Source organism: Corallococcus sp. AB030 (assembly GCF_003668965.1).
GTDB classification, from domain to species: domain Bacteria; phylum Myxococcota; class Myxococcia; order Myxococcales; family Myxococcaceae; genus Corallococcus; species Corallococcus exiguus.
The window spans coordinates 1-26540 of record NZ_RAWQ01000055.1 but is presented as its reverse complement, the minus strand read 5'-3'; the positions used below and the strand labels follow the sequence as shown (position 1 = coordinate 26540).

At 69.4% G+C, this 26540-nt stretch carries 21 protein-coding genes; 9 read left to right on the top strand and 12 right to left on the bottom strand.

The features are described 5' to 3' along the window. Positions 1 to 118: 118 nt before the first annotated feature. From D7Y15_RS15670 to D7Y15_RS15655, 4 genes are all read right to left on the bottom strand, one after another. Positions 119 to 5266, bottom strand: coding sequence for a myxosortase-dependent M36 family metallopeptidase (locus D7Y15_RS15670; protein ID WP_121753094.1), 5148 nt, complete (start codon positions 5264 to 5266; stop codon positions 119 to 121). A gap of 545 nt (positions 5267 to 5811) precedes the next feature. After that, the gene (locus tag D7Y15_RS15665) at positions 5812 to 6981 is read right to left on the bottom strand and encodes an SDR family oxidoreductase (RefSeq protein ID WP_172809084.1); all 1170 of its coding nucleotides are present in this window, start codon (positions 6979 to 6981) and stop codon (positions 5812 to 5814) included. 23 nt (positions 6982 to 7004) lie between these two features. Then, complete coding sequence (gene coaE, locus D7Y15_RS15660; protein WP_120575602.1) at positions 7005 to 7601, bottom strand: dephospho-CoA kinase; 597 nt, start codon at positions 7599 to 7601, stop codon at positions 7005 to 7007. 3 nt (positions 7602 to 7604) lie between these two features. Further along, positions 7605 to 8087 (bottom strand): hypothetical protein, encoded by a 483-nt coding sequence (locus tag D7Y15_RS15655; protein ID WP_120575603.1) that lies wholly within the window; start codon positions 8085 to 8087, stop codon positions 7605 to 7607. 135 nt (positions 8088 to 8222) lie between these two features. Here D7Y15_RS15655 and D7Y15_RS15650 point away from each other — a divergent pair, with 135 nt between their 5' ends. The 5 genes from D7Y15_RS15650 (at position 8223) to D7Y15_RS15630 (ending at position 13713) form a co-directional block, all read left to right on the top strand. Next, positions 8223 to 8735: a multiheme c-type cytochrome gene (locus D7Y15_RS15650; RefSeq protein ID WP_120575604.1), complete on the top strand. Its 513-nt coding sequence runs from the start codon at positions 8223 to 8225 to the stop codon at positions 8733 to 8735. A gap of 11 nt (positions 8736 to 8746) precedes the next feature. Continuing rightward, the gene (gene yihA / locus D7Y15_RS15645; protein ID WP_120575605.1) at positions 8747 to 9367 is read left to right on the top strand and encodes a ribosome biogenesis GTP-binding protein YihA/YsxC; all 621 of its coding nucleotides are present in this window, start codon (positions 8747 to 8749) and stop codon (positions 9365 to 9367) included. Positions 9368 to 9406: 39 nt separating this feature from the next. Further along, the gene (locus D7Y15_RS15640) at positions 9407 to 11068 is read left to right on the top strand and encodes a DUF6178 family protein (RefSeq protein WP_121753092.1); all 1662 of its coding nucleotides are present in this window, start codon (positions 9407 to 9409) and stop codon (positions 11066 to 11068) included. Positions 11069 to 11285: 217 nt separating this feature from the next. Next, a complete protein-coding gene (locus tag D7Y15_RS15635; RefSeq protein WP_120575621.1) occupies positions 11286 to 12569 on the top strand; it encodes an O-antigen ligase in 1284 nt (427 codons plus the stop codon). Then, positions 12559 to 13713 (top strand): glycosyltransferase, encoded by a 1155-nt coding sequence (locus D7Y15_RS15630; protein ID WP_120575607.1) that lies wholly within the window; start codon positions 12559 to 12561, stop codon positions 13711 to 13713. Before D7Y15_RS15635 ends, D7Y15_RS15630 begins: the two co-directional genes overlap by 11 nt. Positions 13714 to 14264: 551 nt before the next feature. Here D7Y15_RS15630 and D7Y15_RS15625 read toward each other — a convergent pair. Beyond that, positions 14265 to 15227: an ornithine cyclodeaminase family protein gene (locus tag D7Y15_RS15625; RefSeq protein ID WP_121753091.1), complete on the bottom strand. Its 963-nt coding sequence runs from the start codon at positions 15225 to 15227 to the stop codon at positions 14265 to 14267. Positions 15228 to 15407: 180 nt separating this feature from the next. On the opposite strand from D7Y15_RS15625, the gene D7Y15_RS15620 reads away from it, so the two are divergent. The 3 genes from D7Y15_RS15620 (at position 15408) to D7Y15_RS15610 (ending at position 19463) form a co-directional block, all read left to right on the top strand. Then, entirely contained in the window at positions 15408 to 15791 is a 384-nt protein-coding gene (locus tag D7Y15_RS15620; protein ID WP_121753090.1) for a hypothetical protein, read from the top strand. A gap of 170 nt (positions 15792 to 15961) precedes the next feature. Next, entirely contained in the window at positions 15962 to 18874 is a 2913-nt protein-coding gene (locus tag D7Y15_RS15615; RefSeq protein WP_158629061.1) for a serine/threonine-protein kinase, read from the top strand. A gap of 148 nt (positions 18875 to 19022) precedes the next feature. Continuing rightward, on the top strand, positions 19023 to 19463 hold the full coding sequence (locus tag D7Y15_RS15610) for a hypothetical protein (RefSeq protein WP_120575610.1): 441 nt from the start codon (positions 19023 to 19025) through the stop codon (positions 19461 to 19463). Here the strand turns inward: D7Y15_RS15610 and D7Y15_RS15605 are convergent, their stop codons facing one another. Beyond that, positions 19464 to 20699 (bottom strand): serine/threonine-protein kinase, encoded by a 1236-nt coding sequence (locus D7Y15_RS15605; protein ID WP_121753088.1) that lies wholly within the window; start codon positions 20697 to 20699, stop codon positions 19464 to 19466. Positions 20700 to 20752: 53 nt separating this feature from the next. Beyond that, the gene (locus D7Y15_RS15600; protein WP_120575612.1) at positions 20753 to 21310 is read right to left on the bottom strand and encodes a hypothetical protein; all 558 of its coding nucleotides are present in this window, start codon (positions 21308 to 21310) and stop codon (positions 20753 to 20755) included. A gap of 182 nt (positions 21311 to 21492) precedes the next feature. Here D7Y15_RS15600 and D7Y15_RS15595 point away from each other — a divergent pair, with 182 nt between their 5' ends. Continuing rightward, the gene (locus D7Y15_RS15595) at positions 21493 to 22575 is read left to right on the top strand and encodes an SMI1/KNR4 family protein (RefSeq protein WP_121753087.1); all 1083 of its coding nucleotides are present in this window, start codon (positions 21493 to 21495) and stop codon (positions 22573 to 22575) included. A gap of 28 nt (positions 22576 to 22603) precedes the next feature. Here the strand turns inward: D7Y15_RS15595 and D7Y15_RS15590 are convergent, their stop codons facing one another. From D7Y15_RS15590 to D7Y15_RS15570, 5 genes are all read right to left on the bottom strand, one after another. Further along, the gene (locus D7Y15_RS15590; RefSeq protein WP_148712779.1) at positions 22604 to 22969 is read right to left on the bottom strand and encodes a hypothetical protein; all 366 of its coding nucleotides are present in this window, start codon (positions 22967 to 22969) and stop codon (positions 22604 to 22606) included. A gap of 108 nt (positions 22970 to 23077) precedes the next feature. Beyond that, the gene (locus D7Y15_RS15585; RefSeq protein ID WP_121753085.1) at positions 23078 to 24166 is read right to left on the bottom strand and encodes a quinone-dependent dihydroorotate dehydrogenase; all 1089 of its coding nucleotides are present in this window, start codon (positions 24164 to 24166) and stop codon (positions 23078 to 23080) included. Between the two features lie 3 nt (positions 24167 to 24169). Continuing rightward, positions 24170 to 25162 carry an adenosine deaminase gene (gene add / locus D7Y15_RS15580; RefSeq protein ID WP_121753084.1) on the bottom strand — a complete coding sequence of 331 codons (993 nt, stop codon included), beginning with the start codon at positions 25160 to 25162 and terminating at the stop codon, positions 24170 to 24172. A 36-nt stretch (positions 25163 to 25198) separates the two neighbouring features. Beyond that, the gene (locus D7Y15_RS15575; protein WP_121753083.1) at positions 25199 to 25903 is read right to left on the bottom strand and encodes a Smr/MutS family protein; all 705 of its coding nucleotides are present in this window, start codon (positions 25901 to 25903) and stop codon (positions 25199 to 25201) included. Positions 25904 to 25927: 24 nt separating this feature from the next. Then, a partial coding sequence (locus D7Y15_RS15570; RefSeq protein WP_121753082.1) for a TerB family tellurite resistance protein occupies positions 25928 to 26540 on the bottom strand: 613 nt, incomplete at its 5' end.

Sequence of the window (26540 nt, the reverse complement as noted above, 5' to 3'; positions counted from 1 at the left end):
GCGCGAGCCTACCGCATCCCTTTGTCCGTGGATGCCCACGGGAAATGAAGAAGGGGCGGCCCCCACTCGCGTGAGGACCGCCCCTCGTCACTTCAGGGCTTCAGGATGAAGCGCCGGCTTACGCCTTGCGACGGCGAGCGAACGCCATCGCCGCGAACAGCGCCATCAGCGGCGCCATGCCGCCAGCGGAGCCGCCCGTGGAGGAGCAGCCGCCGCCGTCGTCGTCGGCCTTCGGCACGGAGACCTTGATCTCGGCGGTGCTGGTGGCACCGGCCGCGTCCTTCACCGTCACGGTGAAGGCGTAGTTCTCCAGCGTCTTCTTCGCCGGCGGGGTGAAGCTGGCCTCGGCGGCGTTGGCGCCGGTCAGCGTCACGGACGGGCCACCCGTCTGGGCCCAGGTGTAGGTCAGCGTCTCGTTGTCCGGATCCGTCGACGTCGCGGCGTCGATCTTCACCAGCTCACCGCCACGCACGCCCGAGATGACCCGGACCTTGGCGACCGGCGCCTGGTTCACCTGCTTCACGTTGACCGTGTAGACGAACGGGCCAGAGGTGGCGCCGTCGGAGTCCGTCACGGTGAGGCTGAAGGCCAGGGCCGTATCGACCTGGACCTGCGGCGCGGTGAACTTCACGTTCGCCGCGGTCGTGCTGTCGAGAGTCACCGGCTGGCCACCGACCTGGGCCCAGGTGTAGGTCAGCACGTCACCGTCCGGATCCGTGATGCCGGAAGCGTCCAGCTCCACGTTGCTGCCCTCATCCGCGTCGACGGCGGAAGGAGCCTGGCCCACCGGGTGGCGGTTGGCCTTGCGCACCGTCACGTTGACCAGGTCGGACCCGGACTGGCCGCCGGAGGTCGCCGTGAGCTTGAAGGTGAGCTCGGTGGGGGCGCTGACGTCCGGCGCCGTGAAGCTCGCCGTCGCCGTGTCCGCACCCGTCAGCGTCACGTTGGTGCCGCCCGTCTGCTCCCACAGGTAGGTGACCGCCGTGCCGTCCGCATCCGTGCCGGAGCCGGTCAGCGTCACCGTGGCGCGAGCATCCGCCTCGAAGTCCGCGCCGGCGTTGGCCACCGGAGCGCGGTCCACGTTCTTCACCGTCACGGCGACGGCCTTGCTGGACTTCGCACCGCTGCTGTCCGTCACGGTGACCGTGAAGTTCAGCTGCGTGTCCGCCGTCACTTCCGGAGCCAGGAACGTGGCCTTCGCCCGGGTGGCGTTGGTGATCGTCACCGCGGGGGTGGTGCCACCCGTCCGGGCCCAGGAGTACGTCAGCGTGTTCGCGTGGATCACGTCCGCGTCCGTGGAGCCCGAGGCGTCCAGCGTCACCGGCGTGGTGTCACGCTCGTCCACCGTCGCCGGCGCGGAGGCCGCGGCCACCGGGGGCTGGTTCACGTTGTTGATCTGGATGTCCACCGTCTTCGGGGCGCTCGCCTTGCCAGACGCGTCGGTGACGACGAGCTGGAAGGTGAGGGTGTCCGTGTAGTCCACGTCCGCCACGAAGTTCGGCGTCGCGGTGTCCGCGCCGTTCAGGGAGACAGGCGTGGCACCACCGGTCTGCGTCCAGCTGTAGGTGAGTGCTTCACCCGCGGCGGCGTCCGGGTCGAAGCTGCCCGTGCCGTTCAGGGTGATGGTGGCGCGGTTGAGGACGCCGCTGACGAGCGTGCCCTCGGCGACCGCCGCCGTGCCCACGCGAGACGGACCCGCGTTGGCCACCGGAGGCACGTTGCACGTGCCCGTGGAGGCCGGCTGCTCCGCCTGGCCCGAGAACACCGCCGTGGCGCCCTCGAACTTCACGTTGTCCACGTCCAGGCCGTAACCACCCACGGCCACGTCACCGCCGATGCGGAAGCGGAAGCGGACGTTCTTGAGGCCCAGGTCGGGGAAGAAGGTCCCGAAGTTGATGCTCACAGGCGAGAAGTCCGGGAAGTCCGGGCTCACCTGCGCCAGCGCGGGGAGCCCCTCGAGGGGGTTGCCGCCGCCCGTGGCGATGTAGTCCACGTAGCCCACCTCCGCGTTCACCACCGGGTACAGGTCCCAGGGGTCGATCCAGTCGATGCCGTCGACCGTGAACTCGAGCACCGCGCCGTCGTAGGAGGCGTTGGAGTCGAACTCGAAGGAGTGGCGGTAGTCGTAGCTCATCACGAAGTCAGCCGCGTCATCCACCGTCAGCCAGGGGCTGGTGATGGTGGTCTCCGCGATCGTCCCCGGATCCCTGCCATTCGCGAACCGGTTTTCCGGCGTGCCGGACAGCGTCCAGTCACCGGAGGGCGACACGTTCTGCGACACCGTCCACCCGGCCAGGCCGGACTCGAACGTCTCCGTGTCGCTGGTGGTGGGAACGTTGTCGTAGTTGACGCGCGGATCGAACGTCGCCGTCTTCGCCCCCGCCGGGATCTCCGTGGAGTCGAAGGCGACCTTGATGCCGGCGCGCGCGGGCGAGCCGGACACCGCGGTGACGTTGACGGGCACGGTGATGGTGGCGGAAGCGCCGCGCGACAGGGCGGGGATGTTGATCGCGCCGCCGCTCGGGAACTCCAGCGTCGCCGTGGTGCTGGTGCTGCTGACGGTGCCGGCGAAGGCGCTCAGCCCGTTGCCGCCCACGTTGCGCACGGTGATCTTCAGCTCACCCTGCTCGCCGATGTCCAGGATGCCGTCCTGGTCGCAGCCGGACACGCTGTCGGTCAGCGTGATGCCGGTGACCTCCAGGTTGCCGCCCGTGGCGAAGCTCTCCGTCACGCTGATGTGGTCGAACGCGTCGCGGTCCGGCGACTTGGCGCCGAAGCCGAGGCCGCGCTTGGCGAAGGCCGCCACGAAGCGCTGGTAGTCCGCCGGGTCGCTCGCGAGCGCGACGGCCAGCACCGCGTCACGCGCTTCCGTGAAGGTCGGCGCGTTCGGCGTCGCCTTGTAGGAAGCCACGAGGTACTGCTTCATGCGGTTCTGCGCTTCCGCGAACGGGTGCGCGTTCAGCAGGCTCGCGTAGCACTCCCACAGCGCGGTGGCCCACACCTCACCGCTGTTGTGGACCTCGCTGTTGCTGTCCGTGCGCGTGCCCGCGTCCGTGGGCAGGGGGGTGAAGTTGGCGATGTGCTTGAACGTGTAGCCGTTCTTGCTCATGTCCGTCGAGTAGGGCAGGCGACGGATGCCGAAGTAGTAGCCCTGGTTCTTGCCACCGCTGGTGACGTAGCCGGCGGTGCTGTAGACGCCCTGCCAGTTGCCGTTGCCCGCCTTGGTCCGGTCGGACTCGCGAACCTGCATCAGCATGGCGTGGAAGTCGCCCCAGCCCTCGCCCATCGAGCGGCCCTGGTTGTTGCTCAGGCCCGCGGCGTTACCGATGAGGCGGTTGCTGATGTAGTGACCCCACTCGTGCGCGATGATGCCGTTGTCGAGCGTACCGTCGCGGTCCTGGTTCGGCTCGCGCAGGAACGTCACGGTGATGGGCTCGGTCGCCGCCCTCCACGCATTGCCCGCCTCCTGGGTGATCATCAGGGACGGCGTCTTGACCTTGGCGTCATCAATGCCGTTGCCGCCCATGGAGATGGGGCTGCCGGGCGAGTTGTTCGTGATGATCGTGGCGATGGCGCCCGCGTTCTGCGCGTTGAGCGACTTGATGACGAAGTTGCACACTCCGCGGTCGATGAGCGCGACCTTCCCGGTGAAGTAGCCGGCTTCGAACGGCGTGCAGCCCAGGGGGTTTGCCTCGGGGGCCGCCTTGATCTCGCCCGGCATGTCGTAGGCCTGCGTGCCGTAGCTCGCGGAGGAGGCCTCGTAGACGCCGGCGAGGGACGCGGGCGCCGTGACGGACAGCACCGGCGTGCCGTTGAACACGTACATCTGCATGCGCGGCGACGCACCGTCCGCCGGCGTGCTCATGTTCGCGTTGTCGCGACCGCCGTAGTCCTGCGCCTGGGCCTGGATGGGGTCGTTCTCCACGCCGCCACGGCCGAAGTTGAACGACTGGGCGTTGCCCGCGACTTCGTCGAAGCCGGAGTCGTAGAACCAGTCGTGCAGGAAGTTGTTCACGTAGAACAGGTTCACCACCGAGGCCTTGGTCTGCTCGGTGCTGATGCCCGGGGCCTTGGTCGTGTCGTAGACGTACGAGAAGGTGTTGTCGCTCGTCGTCTCCGCGCGGGTGTCCCGGGTGCCGGGCTGGAAGCCGTCCGGCGCGACCAGGTCCGCGTACGCGTCCACGTTGTTACCCGTGGTCTGCGTGGCGTTGGCCGGCAGCCAGGGGTCGTTCCTGCTGTAGGGGCTGTTGGCCAGGGTGATGTCGTGCGCCGGGCGGTTCAGCGGGGCCTGGTAGCCGTCCTGGGTGCCCGTGGGGTGCGGGGTCGCGTCGTTGCCCTGGGGACCGTCCTCCGGGATGAACGGGGACGCCTGGTCCGCCCAGACCTTGTACGTGAAGGCCGTGCCCGCGTCCGCGGTCAGGTCGTTGCGGAAGAGGACCTTGCCGGTGGCCGCGGAGACCACGTAGCCGAAGTACTGGCTGGAGCGCGCGGCCTTGGGGCCGGCGTTCACTTCCACGTACCAGGCCGGCTCCAGGTTGCCGGCCAGCATGAAGTACACCTGCCGGGCGCGGGCCGGGGTGGCCAGGTCCTGCGGCAGCGCGGACTTCGTGGCGGGGGCCAGCTCGAAGAAGGTGTAGTCACCCTTCGTGCCCGCGTTGATGAACGAGGTGGCCTGCGTGCCGGAGCCCGTCAGGTCCTTGAACGCGCCGGACACCGCGTCTGCGGCGCCCAGGTTGAAGCCGGCGCGCGCCTTGGTGCGCGCGGAGAGCGCCAGCTCGGACGGGGCCAGGTAGCCGCTCACGGCCACCAGGCGCAGGTCCTGGCCCATGACGACCTTGATCTCGTTGCGGAAGACGGGGATGCCACCCACCGACTGGGTGAAGGTCGCGATGATGGCGCCCTTGCCGGTGTTGTGCATCGAGCGCAGGTTGGCGCCCGCGACGTCGTCACGCGTCAGGCGGTAGCTGTCCGCCACGGACTGCAGGTGCGCGCGCGCCGCGCTCTCCGCCGTCATGCCGGCGCGGATGACGGACTTGGACTGCGCACCCTCCTGCGTCGCCCAGGCGAACGTAGGCACGCCGAGCCGCTGCTCGGTCTGCTCGATGCGAAGCCCGCGGGACACCGCCGTGTTCGAATCCACGGCGAGAGAGCGGGAGTCCCGCTGCTCCAGGAACGCGTCGAAGTTCGACCGCTCCTTGGCCCACGCACTGGTACCCGCGATGGGCACCAGCAGCAGGCTGGTCAACAGCTTTTCCCTGAGACGCATGCGCCTTCCTTCTTGGGGGTAATGAACTGCCGGACGAGGGGACTGCGAGTGACGACGACTGCACGAGGAGAAGTCCGCCGGGGGAGGCGGGCCGCTCCTTACGGATGGAGGACCGTGGGTGGACAACAGCCCATTAGGGAACGCAGCCCAACGCCACAGGTCGCATTGGCGACGTGAGCGGGGAACTCAGCGTGGAAAGGCGGCACGCGCGAGGCGAGCAGGGCGGGTGCGAAGCGCTGCGACAAGCTGGACAGCCGGGGCGCCATACCCGAACCCGGGGCGGCCCATCCGAATCGACTGTCTACGGTCACCGGCAAGCGCTGCTCTCCAACCCACTCTTCTGGCCGCGGTTGTCTTCACCGCGCCAGATTCAGTGGGAGCGCATGCTAACCAGGACACTGTTTCGTTGCATAGAGGGGGGGCCCCTCAATTTTGCGTTAGCAACCCAGTAACAATTGGCAGTCTGGAATAAGCCGTAGCGGCCAGGCGGGCGCGAGCGTGTGACACGTGGCGCGCCGCACCTTGCCTGCGGGCCCGAACCCTGTTCAGCGGCGCGAGCGCGGTGCCGGCGCGCCTTCATCCGAAGAGGGCAGTGGACCGTGGTCCAGTGGATCCTCGACCTCCGCGCCCTCCTTGCGCTGCTTGTACTGTTCCCGCACGTAGGCGACGAGCTGATCCAGATACGACGACAGCGGCGGACACCGCACACCGGTGCCGTCGAGCAGCTCCAGCGTGTTGTGGCAGTTGTAGATGGCCAGGTGGTTCACGTAGCTGATGGCGGCGCGCTGGGGCCGGGCCAGCTTCTCCAGCACGGGCAGCCGCAGCATCACGTCCGCGGCGCGCGCGGACAGGTTGAAGCGCGGCAGCCGCTTGTGGGACTTCTCCGCGATGAGCTCGTACACGCGCCGCGCGCTCATGGGGTTGGGGTCCACCAGGTGGAAGATGCGCCCCTTCGCGCGCGCGTCACGCGACAGCCGCCACACGGCCTCCACCACGAAGTCCACCGGGACGACATTGAGCGGCGCCACGCCGTTGCCCGGCAGGGGCAGCGGCACCACCAGCGGGGAGGTGACGAGCAGGATGCCCAGGTAGTAGGGGCCCTCGAAGCGATCGATTTCGCCCGTGCGCGAGTCGCCCACCACGCTGGACGGACGGAAGATGGTGACGGGGAGGGTGGCGGAGGCGCGCTGCACCAGCCGCTCCGCCTGGAACTTCGTCTCCTCGTAGGCGTTGCGGAAGGACTGGCCCCGGTCCAGCTCGTCCTCGGCGATGACGCCCACGCGGTCGCCGGACACGTAGCAGGTGGAGAAGTGGTTGAAGCGGGAGAGGTTCTCGCAGTCGCGCGCCAGCTCCAGCAGGTTGCGCGTGCCGTCCACGTTCACCCGCCACGCGGTCTCCTTGGGCACGCCCAGCTGCGATACGGCGGCCAGGTGGAAGATGTCCGTCACCCGTTCGCACAGGCGCTGGTACTCCTCGCCGGACAGGCCCAGGTGCATGTCCACCGCGTCACCGGTGAGCAGCTCCACGCGCGCGCCCTTCACCTTCGCCGCGAGCGACTGCGCCTCCTTGAAGGCCTTGGGCTGCACGAGCGCGTAGATGTGCCCTTTCGGGTCCTCCCGCGCGATGTGCTCCACCAGCCGCTTGCCGATGAAGCCCGGGTAGCCGGTGATGAAGTAGGTGCCAGGGCCCTGCCGCGTCTTGGACGTCTCGCTCATGCGCGGCGCAGCATAACCGCCCGTCAGCCGTGTGCGAGCATCGCCCGCCACACCGCCTCCACCTGAGGGCGGGTGGCCTCCGGCGCGCCGCTGTTGTCGATGACCCAGGTCGCGTGCTCGCGCTTGTCGTCCAGCGCCATCTGCGCCTGGAGCCGCGCCTCCGCCTGGTCCGCCAGGAGCCCGTCGCGCGTCATCAGCCGCGCCTTCTGCACCTCGCGCGGCACCCACACCACGGCCACGCCCTCCATGGCCTGGTGCAGCCCCGTTTCGATGAGCAGCGGCACGTCGTAGACGGCGTGGGTGACCCCTTCCGCCTCCAACGCCTGGAGCTTCTGGAGGAAGAGGGCGCGCACCTCCGGGTGCACGATGGCGTTGAGGGCGGCCCGCTCCTCGGCATTCGCGAAGATGTGCGCGCCCAGCTTCACCCGGTCCAGGCGGCCGTCGGGGCCCACCACGCCGGGGAAGCGCTCGTCGATGCGCCTCAGGCCGGGCGTGCCGGGCTCCACCACCTCGCGGGCGAGCACGTCCGCGTCCAGCACGCGCGCGCCCAGCTCCCGCAGCATCCGGCTCACCGTGCTCTTGCCGGAGGCGATGCCACCCGTCAGTCCGAAGACGTGCACGGGCTACTTCGCGGCCTTGGGGGTGGTGAAGACGAAGGACTGCACCGTCTTGCCGTCCTCGTTGAAGAAGATGGCCACGCCCAGCTTCACGTAGAGGAAGTAGGTGCGGAAGTCGTCCGTCAGCTTGCGCAGGTAGCAGGGCGTGGCGGGCATGGCGCCGGCCGGGCACGCGGGGCCGTAGCTGTTCTCGATGGTGTCCTTCTCGATGACGGGCCCGGGGAACACGTCGATGCGCTCCACCATCTGGGTGGCCGGGTCCACCTTGAACTGGGCCTGGGTGGTGCCCTTGATGGCCTCCTTGGCGAAGTAGGCCAGGATCTCCTTGCCCTCCTGGCTCATGGTCCGGGACGGCTCCCCGAACTTCTTCACCACGTCCTCCTTCTTGGAGGACCCGGGCTCGATGCCCTGCCACGGCTTGGCGGAAGCAGGCAGGGAGACGGCAGCGACGGCAACGGCGAACAGGACGGCAATCACAGGGGTGCGCATCTCGACTCCTCCCTAGCGGATCAGGCAGGCACGCCTCAAGGTCCGTTACCTCAAGCCACGCAGCTGTCCACCCGGTATTCAATCACGAACGAGACGCCTTGCCCCCTCCAGGGGCCTCTGCTACGTGCTCAAGGCATGTCTTCTCGTGCCTTCCGGGTCTTTTCCGCCCTCTTGCTCGCCGTTTCCGGCGGCCTCGCCGGCGCCGCGGACTTCACGGGCCCCGACAGCTGCAAGGGCTGCCACCCGGAGGCGTACGACGCGTGGATGAAGTCCAAGCACGCCCGTGCGACCGAGACGCTGGCGGAAGGGCAGAAGAAGGACGCGCGCTGCCTGTCCTGCCACGCGCCGGACCAGGCGGAGCAGCAGCTGGCGGCCGTCACCTGCGAGACATGCCACGGCGGCGGGCAGTACTACTCGCCGTCCTACGTGATGAAGGACCCGGAGCTGGCGCGGCTGGTGGGGCTGGTGGACCCGTCGGAGAAGCAGTGCCGCACCTGCCATGACGCGTCCTCGCCGTCCCTGCGCCCGTTCGACTTCAAGGAAGCGCTGAAGGCCATCGACCACTGGTCCGCCGAGCGCGCTCGCAAGCAGCAGACCCGGGCGGACGCCGCCCCCTCCACGCCGGCTCCGGCCACGGCGAAGAAGTAAGTGACCTCCGCTTGATCAAGATCCTCGATTCCCGCTTCGTCACCACCGCCGTGGAGCTCAAGGGGCTGCCCACGGACCACGGCGCGGAGGTGGCCTTCGTCGGCCGCTCCAACGTCGGCAAGTCGTCCATGATCAACGCCCTGACGAACCGGCGGAAGCTGGTGCGCGTGTCCAACACGCCGGGGCGTACCCGCACGCTCAACTTCTTCGACATCGACCTGGACCGCGACGGCGTGCGCCACACGGTGCGCCTGGCGGACCTGCCCGGCTACGGCTTCGCCAAGGCGAGCAAGGCGGACAAGGCCCAGTGGCAGGAGATGATCACCACCTACCTCAAGAACCGGCACCGGTTGGAGGTGGTGGTGAGCATCATCGACGCGGAGATTGGCCCCACGCCGGAGGACATGCAGACGCTGGACTACCTCCAGGAGCACAACCGCCGCATCCTCGTCGTGGCCACCAAGGTGGACCGGCTGACGAAGGCGCAGCGCAAGCCCCGGCTGCACAAGGTCGCGGAGCAACTGGAGCTGCCCCGCGAGGCGGTCATCCCGTTCTCCTCCACGGAGAAGCTGGGCGTGGAGGAGGTCTGGGGCACGCTGCTGGACACCTTCGGCAAGGCCACCCGCGTCTGAGGCTGCCGGCCGTAGGCGCGCTGTGGTAGCACCCCCGGCGTGTCCCAGAACGGCAAGACGAATGGTGGTGGTTCGCCCCTCGCGCCTCGCGAGGAGCGTCAGCGGTTGATGCGCCTGTCCCCGCGCCAGCGGGTCGCGGCGCTCTTCGACGCGGAGGACACGCCCGCGCTGGTGCGCTCGCTGCCCGCGGAGGACCTCTACGTCACCATCCAGGAGGTGGGGCTGGCGGACACGACGGAGCTCGTGCAGCTGGCGTCGCCCGCGCAGTTCCGCACCTTCGTGGACCTGGGCGGCTGGGCGAAGGACAAGCTGGACCCTCACGCGGTGCTCACCTGGCTGCGCGCCGCGCGCGGCGACGAGCCGGAGGACTTCCTGCGCAAGGTGCACGCGGTGGACCTGGAGGTGGTGGAGACGCTCCTCAAGGAGTTCACCGTCGTCCACGACCTGGAGGAGAACCCGGACGTCAACCCGCAGGGCATGACGATGGAGACCCCGGAAGGGCGCTACCTGGTGGAGGTGAAGGTGGAGGGCGTGGAGGCGTCCGCCATGCGCGCGCTCCTCAATGACCTCATCGCGGAGAACCCCTTCGAAGCGGTGCGCCTCTTCGAGGCCGTGCGCTGGGAGATTCCCTCCGAACTGGAGGAGACCGCGTTCCAGTTCCGCCGCGCGCGCCTGGCCGACCTGGGCTTCCCGTCGCTGGAGGACGCGCTCGCCCTGTTCAGCCGCGTGGACGTGCCGCCGCGCCCCACGGGGCCCGGGACGCCCGCGCTCACCGCCACGGGCGGCCACCTGGACTACCTGGAGGCGGCCTTCCGGGACCTGTCCGACGTGGAGCGGATGAACGCGGAGGACGAGCTGCGGGAAGTGGCCAACGCGGTGCTCGTCGCGGAGCTGGGCGACCCGGGCGACCTGGACGCCGTGCGCCGCGTGGGCGAATGGGTGCGCGACTACCTGTCGCTGGGCCTGGAGCACCTGACGGGCGCCGACCCCGCGAAGGCTCCGGACGTGCTGCGGGACACGCCCCTGCGCCGCGTCTTCCAGGTGGGCTTCACGCTGACGCTCCAGCTCAAGTACCGCGCGGACCGCCTCTTCAAGGCGCCCTTCATGAAGCTGGAGGACGTGCCGCTGGTGCTCCCGGAGGAGGCCGCCGCGCTGGAGGCCCTGCGGCGCAAGCGGCCCCGGCGGGCGCTGCGCGTTCCGGGCGCGGAGCCCGTTCCGTTCCGTTCGCTGCGGGAGGTGGCCGGTTCGGAAGGGCTGCTCGCGCGTGCGGAGGGGCAGGTGGCGGCGCTGGGCGCGCTCCTGGGCGGCTCCGAGGACGCGGCGCACACGGTGCTGGCGCGCTTCGGCGTGTCGCTGGACGTGCTGGGCGTGGAGCGGCTGTGGGCGGCGGTCGTGTCCATGGCCGTGCTGGAGGAGGGCGTGGACGTGCGGCCCGTGCCGCTGGGGCGCACGGTGGAGCTGGGCCAGCGCCTGTTCGAAGGCACTCCGGATGCACCTCGCCTGCGTGCGAGCGCGGCGGAGCGCGCGGTGGCGGCGCTTTCGCCCGTGGTGCCGGAGCCCGCGCGTGAGGAGCTGCGTCGGGTGGTGAACGTCACGCTGGCGCGGCTTCTGTCGGAGCTGGGGCCGGCGTGGCTGCGCGAGGGCCGTTTGGATCTGATCGCCTCCGCGGTCCTACCGATGGAGAGCGCCCCGGTCCCGTAGCTTTTTCAGCCTTGCCCGGCCCGGCGGTCGCGGGCGAGCCCGCAACCTCCCGAAGATACAGGCCTCCCGCGTTGCCATCTTCTGGCACGCGCGCTGCTTTGCCCCTCGCCCGCTAGCTGTTTGCAAACGGCTGTTTGCAGACAGCAAACGGAAATCCACGAGGGCCAGGGGCACGCGTGTGACGGGACGAGCGACCGACAGCGAAGGGGTGGCGTACATGGGACCGGGCGCGGTGGGGCAGCGTCGCGACGTACTGGCTTTCTACATGCTCGCGGGGTTCGCGGCGGTGATGTACGCGGTGCCGGGTGAGTGGATCCCCGCACTGGAGCCGCTGCGACTCGCGCTGCTGACTTCAGGGCTTGGCGCGGGCCTGATGGTGATGCGCCGCATTGGCAAGGCGGAGCCTCTCTTCTTCGACGGCGCGCGGGGCATCGCGCTGCTGGCGTTCTCGTCGCTGGCGTTCTGCTCGGTGGCGTGGAGCGTGAACCCGGAGGTGACGCGCTTCCAGGGCGTGGAGCTGCTCAAGCTCACGGCCATCTACCTGACGCTCGTCAACGTCATCACCACGCCCAAGCGGCTGGCGGTGGTGGCCGGCGCCATGGTGCTGGGCGCCATCGTGACGTCCATTGGCGTCATCAACTGGTACATCGTCGGCGAGAACATGGTGGAGGGCTTCCGTTCGCGCTGGGTCGGCGTGTACGCGGACCCCAACCACATGGCCATGAACATGGTGCTGGTGGTGCCGCTCGCGGTGGCGTTCCTCGCGCGCAAGAGCACCCCGTGGGTGTTCCGCGTGCTGTGCGCGGTGTCCGCGGTGCTGGCGGTGGTGGCCATCGTGTTGTCGCACTCGCGCGGCGGCTTCATTGGACTGTCGGTGGCGATGGCCATGTGGGCCATCCGTGAGAAGCGCCGCATGCAGGCCATCGTGCTGGGCACGGTGTTCGTCGCGGGCCTGGCGGTGTTCGCGCCCAAGAGCTTCTGGCAGCGCAATGAGACGGTGGCGTCGTTCCACGAGGACGCGTCCGCCATGGGCCGCGTCTACGCGTGGCAGGTGGCCAGCCGCATGAGCCTGGACAAGCCGCTGCTCGGCGTGGGCGCGGGCGGCTTCCGCTACGCCTGGTTCGAGTACGCGCCGCCCGAGGCGCACCGCGCCTACGTGGCGCACAACATCTTCCTCGACGTCATCGGGGAGCTCGGGTGGATTGGCCTCCTGTGCTTCCTGGTGTTCTCGGGCGGAGCCGTGGGCGGGGCCGCGGCCGCGTCGGCGGACTCGGAGATGGGGTGGCTGGCACGCGCCTTACTGGCGGCGGTAGCGGGCTACCTCGTCTGTGATTTGTTCTCGGGCTACATCCTGTCCGCGCACTGCTACGTGCTCTTCGGCCTGGCCGCGAGCGCGCACCGCATCGCGCAGGCACGGGAGCGAGCCCTGGCGGTGGGGAGGCAACCGGCGATGAATCCCGCGCCGGTGGCCACGTGGGAGGGGTCTGGGCATGCGGCGTGAGGATGCGCGGATGGGGCAGGAGCCCCTCCGCCTGGTGCAATTCACCCGGTCGTTCCACATTGGCGGCACCGAGGTCCAGGTGCTGGAGCTGCTGCGAGGCCTGCCCTCCAGCTATCAATTGCAGGTGTCTGTGTTGGAGGACGCGGGGCCCTTGATGGGCTCCGTCTGGAAGCTGGGGCACGCGCCGGAGGTGTTCTCACTCAAGGGCTCGCTCGTGCAGCCCAACACGCTGCTGCAGATCCACCGGATGGCCCGCTGGCTCAAGCAGCACCGCGTGCAGCTGGTGCACGTGCATGACTTCTACTCCAGCATCATCGCGGTGCCGGCCGCGAAGCTCGCGGGCGCGAAGGTCATCGTCGGCCGGTTGGACCTGTCCCACTGGCAGGGCAAGGCCCGCCGCCTGCTGCACGCGCAGATGACGCGCATGGCGGATCACGTCATCGCCAACGCGGAGGCCATCCGCCAGCTGCTCATGAACGAGGAGGGGCTGCCCGCCTCACGCATCTCCGTCATCCACAACGGCCTGGACCTCCAGCGCTTCGACGCGCGCGCGGCGGAGGGGCTCAAGGACACACTGCCCGAAACCAACGGAGTGCCCACGGTCCTCCACGTGGCCAACATGAACCACCCCGTGAAGCGGCAGGAGGACCTGCTGCTCGCCCTTGCCATGCTGCGTCATGAGGGGACGAAGCTGAACGCGTGGTTCGTGGGGGACGGGCCGCGCCGGCCGGGGTTGGAGAAGATGGCGCACGAACTGGGGGTGGCGGACGGGGTGCACTTCCTCAAGCACCGCACGGACGTGCCGGCCCTCTACGGTCAGGCCACCTTCGGCGTCCTGTGCTCCACGGCGGAGGGCATGTCCAACGCGGTGATGGAGGGCATGGCGGCCGGGCTGCCCATGGTGGTGACCCGGGTGGGCGGCAATCCGGACCTCATCTCGGACGGCGAGCGGGGCCTGGTGGTGGAGCCGGAGCGGCCCGCCCAGCTGGCCCAGGCCTTCCGCCGGCTGCTGGCCAACCCCAAGGAGGCCCGGAAGATGGGCAAGGCCGCCCGGGGCTTCGTTGCCCGGGAGCTGTCCCTGGAGAAGATGGTGCGCCGACATGACGCGCTGTACCGCCAGGTGGCAGGACTGCCCCCAGGCTGAAACCGCCCCCAGGGGCCGGCAAATGTCAGACCGATCCGGATAATCCACGCCCGTCCTCAGCAATTGGGGGCGGGCGCGTTTCGTAGAAAAGGGAGGCGTTTTCTCCCCGAGGACCTGCGTGTGCGCAGGTTATAGATGGGAATAGCTCGATTTTCGTGGAGATTGATGGGCAAGGCGTGGTAATGGCGCCTCGGGCATTGCCGGAAGCGGCAGGCGTGCTCACCCTGGGTGTGGCGGATCAGGCGGGTGGAGGAATCACCGCCGGTACGCAGGGGTTTTTTGAAGGAAACGGACGCCGAGCGCGGGGCCCGGAACACGGGACGCGGGGCGGATGGCTGGAAACATGAAGGTGGCGTGGGGTGGGCCGACAGGCCGCTCTCCACATCCGCCGCGACTTTACGAGGCCCTGCCAGTCGGCACGCGGCCCGGGGCGCTCGCCGGTAAAACTCCAAGGTGCCGGCGAGCGCTCTCTTTTTTGCCTCACAACGCCGCCCCCGTGCGCCCTTCAGGGTCGTCTCCGCGAGGAGGATGCACCGGGTGGGATACAGGCGTCAGGCGTCCTCGACCAGATCGAACCGCTGGCCCACGCCCTTCGCCAGGGCGACGTCGTAGAGCGCGCGGACCAGGGCCACGTCCTGCACGGCGAGGCCGGTGGAGTCGAAGACGGTGACCTCGGTGCCGGTGCGGCCGGGCTTCCGGCCAGCGACGACCTCTCCCAGGGTCCCGGCGAGCTGCTCGGCCTGGATGAGCCCGTCGTGCAGCGGCACGTTGACCTCGCCGGAGTGGAGCGCCTGATCCGCGTCGTCGATGAAGACGCGCCCTTCGACGAGCAGTCGCGGATCCAGCTCCTGCTTGCCGGGGGCGTCCGCGCCCATGGCGTTGATGTGGGCGCCGGCCTGGACCCACTCACGGCGGACCACCGGGGCGCGCGCGGGCGTGGCGGAGCAGACGATGTCCGCGCCGGAGGCCTCCTGGAGGCTCACCACGCGGCCTCCCTTCTCTTTCTGGAGTGCCTCCGCGGCCTGGGCGGACGCGTCCGCCAGCAGCAGCTCCAGGTCCCCGAAGAGGGCGCGGTGCGCGTCGATGAGGACGCGCGCCTGCACGCCGCAGCCCACGAGCCCCAACGTGCGCGGCTGCTTCTTCGCCAGGTACTTGGACGCGATGCCGCCGGCGGCGCCGGTGCGCCACGCGGTGAGCAGCGTGCCGTCCAGGATGGCCAGCGGGGACGCGGTGTCCGGGTCGCTGAGCACGTACACGGCGCGCACCGTGGGCAGCCCGTGCTTGCGAGGGTTGTTCGGATGGGCGTTGACCCACTTCACGCCAGCCGCGCCGTCGAGGAACGCGGGCATGGCGCGGAAGTCGCCGTCGTACTTCGGCAGGGACAGGTACACCTTGGGGGGCATGAGCGCGTCACCGCGGCCATGCGCCAGGAAGGCGCGCTCGACGGCTTCCAGACCGAGCTCGACGGTGTAGAGGCCGCGCAAATCCCTGGCACTGAGGAGAAGGGTGGGCATGGGCGCGCTATAGCCAGGAACGCGGTGGCCCCCCAAGGGTTGTCCAGCCGGGTTGTCCGGCGGGAGTCGCTTTCAGTCGAGAAGGTGGGCACGCCTGAGATTGGCTGGCATCGCCATCGTGGCGCATGGGGGACGTCAGAATGGAGAACACCCAGGTGGCATCGGGTGGTCCATTCTTTCATGCTTGAGGCGGTCGCGCGGGCGCCCGACTTCACCTGGGATCTGGAGCTGGAGATGACGAATGTTTTTGAACTTCTTGGCGAAATCCGCAGGCGCCCGTCTTTGTATCTTGATGCCGATGAGGAGCATCGGTTTGTGCAGTTGCGGTGTCTGGAGCATATGCTGAGGGGGTATGCCCTGGCCTTGTCTGTTCATGGGATTGAGGAGCCTGTTGGTGACTTCAATCGAGGGTTTATTGCCTACCTCCGTGAGGTGAAGGGGTGGGGGGCCGAGTTTGGCTGGGTCAATGCGATTCAGAGGGCGGTGGGTGGGGATGAAGAGAAGATGTGGGATTGGTCTTGGAAGCTGATTGACGAGTACCGTGAGTCATTGCGCAACGTGTAGCGGGCGTTGGGGAATGGCGTGAAGGAATGCGAAGCGCAGCGCGGGCCTCATGTGCGCGTGCTGCTGCTCGCCAGATTGGTGGGCGGGCGAGTGGGTACTGTCGGAAATCCAGTCCCCGATGTCGGGTGCGGATAGCCGGAATAAGCCGGAGGCAGGATAGGCTGGGGGTGATGAAGACCTCCCGGCCCACTGAAGACACCGGTTCCCAGGCGCCGAACACCGGCCACCCGACGGGTGACTCCAGCTTGCCGGAGCGTCCGCTCCACGCGACGCGCGTGGGCCGCTATGTGTTGCTGGCGCGGCTGGGCAAGGGCGGCATGGGCGAGGTCTTCGAGGCCTTCGATCCGGAGCTGCGCCGCACCGTCGCCATCAAGCTCCTGCACGAGCGGCGTCTGCCTGACGAGGAGGAGGGCGCCCGCGCGCTGCGGCTGGTGCGCGAGGCCCAGGCCATGGCGCGCCTGTCCCACCCGAACGTGCTCACGGTGCACGACGTGGGCACGCATGAGGGCCGGGTGTTCATCGCCATGGCGCGGGTGGAGGGCGGCACGCTGCGCCAGTGGCTGCGCGAGGGGCCGCACCCCCAGCGCCAGGTGCTGGCCGTATGCCGGGCGATGGGGCAGGGGCTCGCGGCGGCGCACGCGGCGGGGCTGGTGCACCGCGACTTCAAGCCAGACAACGTGCTGCTGGGCCGGGACGGCGGCGTCTGGGTGACGGACTTCGGCATCGCGTCCGACGCGGGCGTGGGTACGGAGGCAGGGCCCGCGGTGCCACCGGCGGCGCTGTTGGAAGGGCCGCTCGACACAAGGCTCACGGCGACGGGAGCGCTGGTGGGGACGCCCGCGTACATGGCGCCGGAGCAGTACGCGGGCCGGGGCCCGGACGCGCGCGCGGATCAGTTCAGCTATTGCGTGTCCGTCTACGAGGCGCTCACCGGTCAGCGCCCCTTCGAGGAGGGGACGCTGCGGCGCATGGCCGTCACGCTGCTGGATTCGCAGCGGGCCCCCCAGGGCGCGGTGGTGCCCCGGGTGGAGCTGGAGCCGCCCGCGCATCCATCCGTCCCGGGCTGGGTGCACCGCGTGCTCGCGCAGGGCCTGGCGGTGGCGCCGGAGCAGCGCTTCGCGTCCATGGAGGCGCTGCTGGCGGCGCTGGAGCGCGACCCGGAGGCGGGACGGAAGAAGCTCGCGGGCCGCTCCATCGCGGTGGTGGCCGGGCTCTTCCTGGGCGTGGGCGTGGCGTGGGTGCGTCCCACGCCGTGCAGCGGCGCGCCCAAGCTGTTCGCCCGCGTTTGGGGTCCCACGCAGAAGGCGGCGGTGGCGGAGGCCTTCGAGAAGAGCGGCGCGAAGGACGCGGATGGCGCCTTCGACCGGGTGGAGCGCGCGCTGGATGCCTACGCGTCCGAGTGGAGCCGCATGCATCGCCAGGCCTGCGAGGCCACGCGCGTGACGGGAGAGCAGCCGGAAGCACATCTGGCATTGCGCATGTCGTGTCTGGACCGGCGCCTGCGGGCGGTGGACGCGCTGGGGGCTGAGTTGGCGCACGCGGATGTGGCGCTGGTGCAGCGCAGCGCGGAAGCGGTGGATTCGCTGCGCGGCGTGTCTGGCTGCGCGAACGTGGAGGCGCTCTCCGCCGCGGTGCCCCCGCCGGAGGACCAGGCGGCGCGCACCCGCGTGGACGCCGTGCGCAAGGACGTGGCGCATGCGCAGGCGCTGCTCGACACGGGCCGTTACGCGCAGGCGGTGCCCGTGGCCAAGGCCGCAGTGGAGGCGGCGCACGTGACGCACTACCGGCCCGTGGAGGCGGAGGCGCTCCACGTCCTGGGCTGGGCCCACCACCGCATGAGCCAGTCGCGCGACGCGCGGGCTACGTGGCACGAGGCCATGGCCGCCGCCACGGCGGGACGGCATGACGAAGTGGCGCTCCAGGTGGCCACGGAGCTGGTGCTCGGACTGAGCGGGGATCCCGAGTGGTTCCCCGAGGCCCACCTGTGGAGCGCCCAGGCGCACGCGCTCATCGAACGGCTGGGCTCCGCGCCGGACCTGGAGGGACGGCTCGCCAACCACGAGGGCATCCTCGCGCTGAACGAGGAAGCGCTCGACGCGGCGGCGGAGCACTACACGCGGGCCCTGGCGCTGCGCGAGCGCACCCTGGGGCCCACGCACGTGGACACCGCGAAGGTCTATAACAACCTGGGCATGGTGATGCTGCGCCAGGGCAAGAAGGCGGAGGCCACCGCGCTGTACCAGAAGGCGCTCGCCATCTACGAGGAGCGGCTGGGCCCGGTGCATCCGCTGCTCGCGGGCACGCTCACCAACCTGGGCTTCGCGGAGCAGGAGTCAGGCAACCTGCCGAAGGCGCTGGAGTGGCTACAGCGCGCGTACACGCTGCAACAGCAGACGCTGGGGCCGCTCAATTCCCAGACGTTGCTGCTGCTCCACGACATCGCGTTGGTGCAGGAGTCGCTGGGCGCGCCGGACCGGGCGCTCGCGCTGCACCGGCAGGCGCTGGAGGGAATGCGTCAGGGTTTTGGCGCGGAGAGCCGCGAGGCCATTGATTCGCTGAAGGCGCTGGCCGGCGCGGAGGAGCGGTTGGAGCGGGACGCGGACGCGCTCGCGCACTTCCAGGAAGGGCTGGCGCTCCAACGAAAGGTGTTGCCACCAGAGGAGTTCGCGGTGGACACGCTGGAGGAGGATGTAGGGCGGCTGATGGTGGCGCAGGGCCGTCCGAAGGAGGCGGTGCCGCTGTTGCGCGCGGCGCTGGATTCCAAGTCGCGCTCGCTGGGCGCGGAGCATGCGCGGACCATCCACAGCCGCACCGCGCTGGGGCTCGCGTACTTCCTGCTGGGGCAGGGCGACAGCGCGCGAGAGCTTTTGGAGACATCCGAGCGGGTGCTGGCCCCGCTGGGCTGGAACCCGGTGGACGCCGCGATGACGCACTTCGCGCTCGCGCAGGCACTCTGGGGTCAGCCCGCGGAGCATGCGCGGGCTCTGACGCTGGCGAACAAGGCCGAGGATGGCTTTGCGCAGGGCGGCAATATGACGCGGCGCGAGCTGGCCGCGGTGCGGCAATGGATTGCAAGTCGATAGGCTTTGCCGCCTTTTGAACGGACCGTTCTTGTCGGGAATTTTCCTGAAAGGCTTGCGCTGGTCTGGGGAGTCGAGATTGTCTAATCTGAATCCCTGTCGGACGGCTGGGCGCCATGCCGGTGCCCCCTCGGACAAGGAGTCCCCCTTCATGCCTGGAATGTCATTGCTGCGCGTCGTCGTCGGCGTCTGCACGGGTCTGGCGTTGACTGCGTGCGGTGGGCCCATGACGCCCGAGGAGGCCGCGGCCGAGGAGGCTTCACTGGCCACGACGGAGGCCGCGCTGGGCTCGTGCGCGAACTGGTCCGAGTGGATCAACTCGGGCGGGCAGTATTGTTCGGACAACCGCGCGTGTGGCGTCTATTGGTATTGTGAGGGTGATCCGATGGCGGCTGCTCCCCGTTCCATCACGGGGGGCGGGCCTGAGCACCTCCCTCCGCCGTGCGACGATGGCAGCTACCCCTACCAGCGCGGCAAGCCGGGCCTGTTCAATCAGCAGTACAGCTATCGCGTGTGTTTCGACGCGGGCGGCACCTACACGCACACGGAATATCAATACCAGTACGCCTTCAGCGGGACCTGCGGCTGCTGATCAGCTCCACCACCACGCCGCCGCGGCGATGAGACCTCCCGCCACGGAGACGGCCACCCACTTGAGCCACGGTGCCTGTGAGGACGGTGGCGGTGGTTCGGGGGGCCGGAACCGCTTCACTGGCTCTGGGAGCGGAGCCTGCTCCTTCACGGGAGCGGGCTCCGGTGGCCGGGACACGGGACGCTGGGGCCTCAACGCCTGGGTCGGCGCCTCCGAGCGCAGAGGAGGCGCGGGCTCCAGGGGCAGGGTGGGCAGGACCTCCGGCTTCATCACCTCCGTGGGCTCGGAGGCGGGAGGCTCGGGCAGGGCCGGACGGAGCCTCCGGGGCTTCGCTGGGACGCCGGTGGGTGGCTCCATCAGCCGGGAGGGGAAGAGCGGGGACTCGCCCAGCCGGGCCAGCTCCGCGCGGAGCTCCTTCGCCACGGCGGTGGCCTCCGTGGGCCTGCCCTTGCGGTCCTTGGCGAGCAGCGCTTCCACCAGCGACACCAGCGACGCGGGAATCCCCGGGCGCTGCGGCATGAGCGGTGGCGGAGCGTCATACAGCACCGACTCCATCAGTGCGCGGCCGCGCTGGATGGGGAACGGCCGACGTCCGGCGAGCAGCTCGTAAAGACAGATGCCCAGCGAGTACAGGTCCGCGCGCGCGTCCAGGACCTCGTCGCGGATCTGCTCCGGGGACATGTATGCCAATTTCCCCATCACCACGCCGGACGTCGTCTGCGTGCCTTCGGACGTCTTCACGATGCCGAAGTCGGCAATCTTCACCGTGCCGGTGTAGGACAGCAGCAGGTTGTCCAGGGACACGTCGCGGTGGATGAGCTCCATCCACTTGCCCGACTCCGGATTGACGAACTGGTGCACATACGCGAGCCCGTCACACGCTTGCGCGATGGCATCCAGGATGGGGCCCAGCGGCAGCAGCTCTGGCCGGCTCGCCGCGTGGACGTGCGCGAGGCTGGAGCCCGCGACGTACTCCATGGACAGGTAGACCTGGTCGTCGATGACGCCCGTCTCCAGCACCCGCACCACGTTGAGGTGGTGCAGTCCGGCGGCGACCTCCGCCTCACGCAGCAGTCGGCGGCGGAAGCGGACGTCGGCGGCGTGCTCGGAGTGGATTCGCTTGAGGACGACCGGCTCTTCCCAGCCCTCGCGTTCCGCGAGCGAGACGCGCCCCATGCCGCCTTCACCAATGTCCCGCAGGACGCGGTACGGCCCGAATCGCTGGACGTCGTTCATTCCGGGGCAAGCCTACCGTCACTCACGCCCGGAACGCAGGATCACGCCGCGGGTCAGCCGCCGACCCGAGCCGGGTCGCTGGCCTGGAGCTCCTCTTCGGCCCCGATGCGTCCCTGGCCACTGCCGGTGTGCTTGGAGCCCGCGGACCGGGAGCTATCGCCCGTCGCCACCCGGCCACGGCGGGAGCCTTCCGGCGCGTCCGCGCCCACCAGCTTCGCGAACAGGTCGCGGACCCGCTCGGCCAACTTCTGGAAGGGGGAGGATGGCTTCGGCCTGGCCGCGCCCGCCGCCCCGCTCTCCGAAGGCACGAAGCTGCACGAGACGGAACCGGAGTGGCCACCGCCCTGGCCCCTCACGCTGGAGCCGGAGGCGCAGGGCCGCGCCTGGCCGCCCTCACCCACGGGGCCGCGATGGAGGCGGTCCTGGATCAAGAGGCCAGGCCGGTCATGGCTGGGGCCGCCCTGGAAGAGGTCCGGCGGATCCCTGTAGCCCTGGGCGCTGCTGGAGGATCCGTGCCCGCCAGCCAGGCTCTGCCCGGACGCGCGATGCACCGGAAGCTGGGTGGGCTGCTCGGGCTGCGTGGGGCTCGACAGCGGGCGGGAGATCTTCACGAAGCACCTCAGGACGGAGTTCCTGAAACCATCATCGGACCCACCACGTTCCGAGTTTCCTAGGAGTACCGGAAAACCGAAGACGCGTCTGGGATGCAGCGCGTCAGCGTTCAAAGCCAGACAGCGCTTCCGCGCCCACCAGAAGGTGGAGGGAAGGGGTGCGACAGGTATGGTGCGGCGCGATGACGACCGCCCCGCGCCCCAAGAGCGTTCCTCCTGAAGCCACCTTCGATGCCTCCACCAAACTCTGGCGATGCGGAGGTCCCAACGACGCGCGCGAGCGCCTGTGGATCCATCCGTCGGGCCTGCTGCTGCTCGACGCCACGCGCAAGGACGGCAAGCTGGATGGAGAGATCAAATGGTCGCTCGGCATCCACGAGATGTCGGAGCACGCACCGCGCCTGGCCATGCAGGAGGCGCTTGGGCTGCCGAACGGGCCGAACAATACGATGATCGCGACGTTCGCGGACGGCGCGCTGGTCGAGGTGCGCTTCCGCCCCGGCTTCGACTTCCCGGACGAGCTGCGGATTGAACTGCGTGATGGCGTCATCGACGGCGCCCTCGAGTGGGTCGTCGGCCCGGTCGATGGCGCCCTGTTCGAGTACGCCGGCACGAAGCTCCTGCACAAGATCTTCAAGGTCCCGAAGCCCTGGCCTCATCGCCTGACGGCGGTGTTCGCCAAGGGCAAGCTGAAGAGCACGACGTTCTTCGCCAAGGACGGCACGCCGCTCGACGTGAGCAAGCCCACGCTCACCGAGTGGGGGGAGAGCACCGAGGCGAGCACCCTGGCCGGCTACATCGAGCGCGGTGACTTCGCGGCCGACGCGGCGCGCTTCTTCCCGAAGGCGCCCCGCGTGTCGAAGCCCGGCAGCAAGAAGGTTCGTGCCGTTCCCGCGGGTCGTGCGCTGGACGAAGTGGTGATGGGCGGTGGCGTGCCGTCGATGACCCTCGCCTTCGACTTCGACAGCTACGGCTTCGACTGCAAGAAGGAGGACCTGGCCGCTGCGAACGACGACAAGTACGTCGGCATCGCGAGCGACGGCTCCGGCGAGATGTTCCTCCTCGACGTCACGACGGGAGCGGTCGTCCGCTACGCGCACGAGGAGGGCTCTGTCTCGCCGGCCTTCGCCTCACTCGATCAGCTCGCCTTCGCGCTCCTCCGCGTAGAGGCGGCCGCGAAGAAGCTGATCCCGAAGGCGAAGGTCTCGGCGTTGTTCAAGCGGCTGGACCTCAAGGTGGCCGCCGCGCTCCTGAAGGAGTACTGAGCACGCGTGCGCGGGAGGAACGGCGTCTTCAGTCCCTCCGGTGGGGCGTGCAGGGGGGATCGCCCTGCGTCCCGCCAGAGTTGCCCCGGCCGCCCGCGCGGATGCTGCTGCCGGAGGCGGTCGTGCCCGGGCCGCCGGGGCCCTGTGAGGGCTTGAACTTGTCCCGGTCCTCGATGCCCTGTCCGCCACTCGAGGCGCTTGCGCCGACGCGGATGCTGCTGCCTGAAGCACCCTGCTTGCTGTCACCCGCGTTCGAGCTGGCCACCGGCCCGTCGAAGACGTCGGAGGGGCTCTGCTCCGCGGGCGGCTTCGGCGGGACCGGCTGCGGCACGGAAGGGCGCGGCGTCGAGGTCGGCGACGCGGGCGGGGACGACGGCGGACGGGAGATCTTCACGGCGCACCTCGAAGGGCGGAAGACGTCCCACAATCATCGCCCGGGGCCTGTCCCGAGTTTCCTGTGTCACCAGGAAGACAGGTTACCTGCCCCGGAGGGCAGGTGGGCCTATGCGGGCATGCCTTCGCGAGCGTCCATGCCAATCACGTCTCGCACGGAGGCGAAGCCGTCCCGGGCCAGCAGGGCGCCCAGCTCCGGGAGGATGCGGTCCACCATGCCCGGGCCCTCGTAGATGAAGCCCGTGTACACCTGCACCACGGTGGCGCCCGCGCGCAGCTTCTCGTAGACGTCCTGCGCGGTGAACACGCCGCCCACGCCGATGAGGGGCAGGGCGCCCTTGCCGCGCTGGTACGCGCGGCGGATGACGGCGTTGGACAGCTCGCGCACGGGGGCGCCGGACAGACCGCCGGCCTCCTTCGAGTGCGGGTGCTCGAAGGGTCGGGTGAGCGTGGTGTTGGTGGCGATGAGCCCGGACAGCCCTCGCGCCATCGCCACGTCCACGACTTCATCCACGGCTTCGGGTGTGAGGTCCGGAGCGATCTTCAGGAACAGCGGTGTGCCCGGAGCCACGGATTCCATCCGTTCGCGCACGGCGAGCAGCAGCGCGGACAGCTGCTCTGGCTCCTGCAGCTTGCGCAGGCCCGGCGTGTTGGGCGAGGACGCGTTGACGACGACGTAGTCCCCCAGCGACGCGAGCGCATCCACGCACGCCACGTAGTCGTCCATCGCGCGCTCCAGCGGCGTGTCCTTGTTCTTGCCGATGTTCACGCCCAGCGGGCCGGGCTTCCACGAGCGGGCCTTGAGGCGCTCCGCCGCGGTGGCCGTGCCGTGGTTGTTGAAGCCCATGCGGTTGATGACCGCGCGGTGCTCCGGCAGGCGGAACAGGCGCGGCTTCGGGTTGCCGGGCTGGGGCTTCGGCGTGACGGTGCCAATCTCCACCGCGGAGAAGCCGCAGGCGAACAGCCCGTCCACGGCCTCCGCGTCCTTGTCCAACCCGGCGGCGAGCGCCACCGGGTGGGCGAACTTCATCCCCGCCAGCTCCACGGACAGGTCCATGGGCGCGAGGCGCAGCGTGTGCTCGCGCATGGCGCGGCAGCGGGCGTTCCACTTCCCCAGGGCCGCGAGCCCCGACATGCCCAGCCGGTGCGCGGGCTCCGGGGGCAGGCTGAAGAGCAATGCGCGAGTCAGGCCGTACATGCGTCAGGCCGGGATGAAGGACGCCTCGCGCGCCCACGCGAGTGCCTGGTCCACCTGCTCGGTGGAGAGCAGGTTGTTGGACTCGACGATTTCAATCTCCCGCCGCATGTCCGTCTCCAGCAGGTAGGGGCCGTCCGTGTTGATGGTGAACTTCACCTTGCGGTCCCAGAACGTCTGCATGATGTGCTTGAGCTCCTGCAGGTCCGCCACGGCCTTGGTGTGGATGTTGGACGTGGGGCACAGCTCCAGCGTGATGTTGTTCTCGCGAAGAATCTTCATCGCGGACTCGTCGTACGCGGCGCGGATGCCGTGGCCGATGCGGTGGGGCTTGAGCTTCTCCACCGCCGCCATCAGGCCGTTGGCGCCCGTGCCGGCCGTCTCGCCGGTGTGCACGGTGCACTTGAGGCCGGCCTTGCGAGCGCGGGCGTAGAGATCCTCGTACTCCGAGAGCGACGACTTGTGCTCCATCGCGTCGCGCTCCGTGCCGGCCAGGTCGATGCCGTACACGCCGCGCGAGCGGTACTTGATGGCCTTCTCCACGATGATGCTGTTGAGCTTGTGGTCGAACTCGCGGGCCAGGCAGAAGATGAGGCCCACCTTCACGCCGTACTCCAGCGTCGCGCGGTCCATGCCCCGCAGCGCCGCGTGGATGATGTGGTCCAGATCCAACTCGCTGGAGAGGTTGCGCTTCATCGGATTGAAGCGCAGCTCAATCTGCGTGACGCGGCTGCCCCGGTACTCCTTGCCAATCACCTCGTAGACGGAGCGCTCGATGGCGCTGGGAGAGGATTGGATCTTCTCCGTCCAGGTGTGGAGGATCTTCAGGTAGTCGTCCAGGCTGCCCACCTTGCCCGGACGGGAGGTGATGAGCTCGACGAAGTCGAAGTAGTTCTTGACGGGGAGCTTGAAGCCCTGCTGGTGGGCAATGGACCACAGGATGTGCGGAGCCACCGCGCCACCCACGTGGATGTGAAGGTCAATGAGGTCGCGAACCATGGCGGCATGTATGCACAGCCACGGCCACGCGTAAAGCTATCGGCGCAGCAGCACGTAGACGGCGCCAGCCCCGCCGTCCTGCGGACGGGCAGTGGAGAACGCCAGCACCATCCGCTCCAGCCGCTTCTGCGACAAGAGGTCTCTCACCGCGTCCTTGAGCACCGGGATCTGATCCTTGGAATTCAAACCGCGCCCGTGGACGATGAGCACGCAGCGGCGCTTGGCGCGGCGGCTGTCGGACAGGAAGCGCTCCACGGCGGCCTGGGCCTCGCGCTGCGTCTTGCCGTGAAGGTCCAGCCGGTCCTGCACGGAGAAGTCCCCCCGGCGCAGCGAACGCAGCAGGTTGGGGTCGGCGCCGGGGGAGGCGCCCTCGAAGGCCGTGTCCGAGCCGGTGAAGGACAGGGGCCCGTCCACGGCGACCAGGTCGGAGAGCTGCGCGAGCGCCTCCGCGTTGTCGTCGATGAGCTCCGGCAGGCGCGGGTTCGTCTTGGGGGCTTCACCGCGGTGGGTGATCTGCTGCACGCCGTCCATGGCGGAGAAGAAGAGGCCCACGTCGTCGTCTTCCGGACGCGCCTTGGGGGCCTTGGTGGGCTTCTGCGCGACGGCCTTCTTCTTCGAGGCCTCCGCGGCGGCGGCCGCTGCCTTCTCCTGCTTCTCCTGGTCCTGGAGCGTCTTGATGGCGGACTTGAACGGGTTGTTCTGGAACTCCGCTTCCTTCTTCTTCGGGGGACGCTGGCTCATGGGATTCCTGTCTTCTAACCCGGGCTACAGGCCGCGCAGCCTGCGGATTTCCTCGTAGGCGTCGCGGGCGGCCTGGAACCGGCGGGCGGCCTGCTCGGCGGCCTTGGGCGCCAGGTGGGCGGCCTTGTCCGGATGGAAGCGGGCGGCGAGCTTGCGGTAGGCGCTCTTCACCTCCGCGTCGGTGGCGTCCGGGGGGAGGCCGAGCGTCTGGTAGTGGGCGGTGGCGTCGCCCAGGTGCAGTTCGGCCAGGGCCTGGACCTTGGCGTCGGGGACGTCCAGGCCTTCGGCCATGCGCTTCAGGGCCTCGCGTTCAGAGCGCTGGAGGGGGCCGTCCGCGAGCGCCATCTCATAGAGCGCGTCCAGCAGGCGGAGCCGTTCGCCCGAAGGCAGGGAGTCCAGGCAGGAGGCGAGGGAGGCAGGGGCGTCCAGGGAGGCGGGGCGGGAGAGGAAGTCCTTGAGGTAACGGCGCACGGCCTGGACGGTGTGGGCGTCGGCGCGGAGGACCTCCTCGAAGTAGCGGCGGACCTCGCGGACCTCCTCGCGGCGCATGTCGCCGTCGGCGCGGGCCACGTCCACGAAGAGGGCGGTGATGTCGCGGTCGAGCGGGTCCTCGTCCGGGGCCTGGACGATGGGGAAC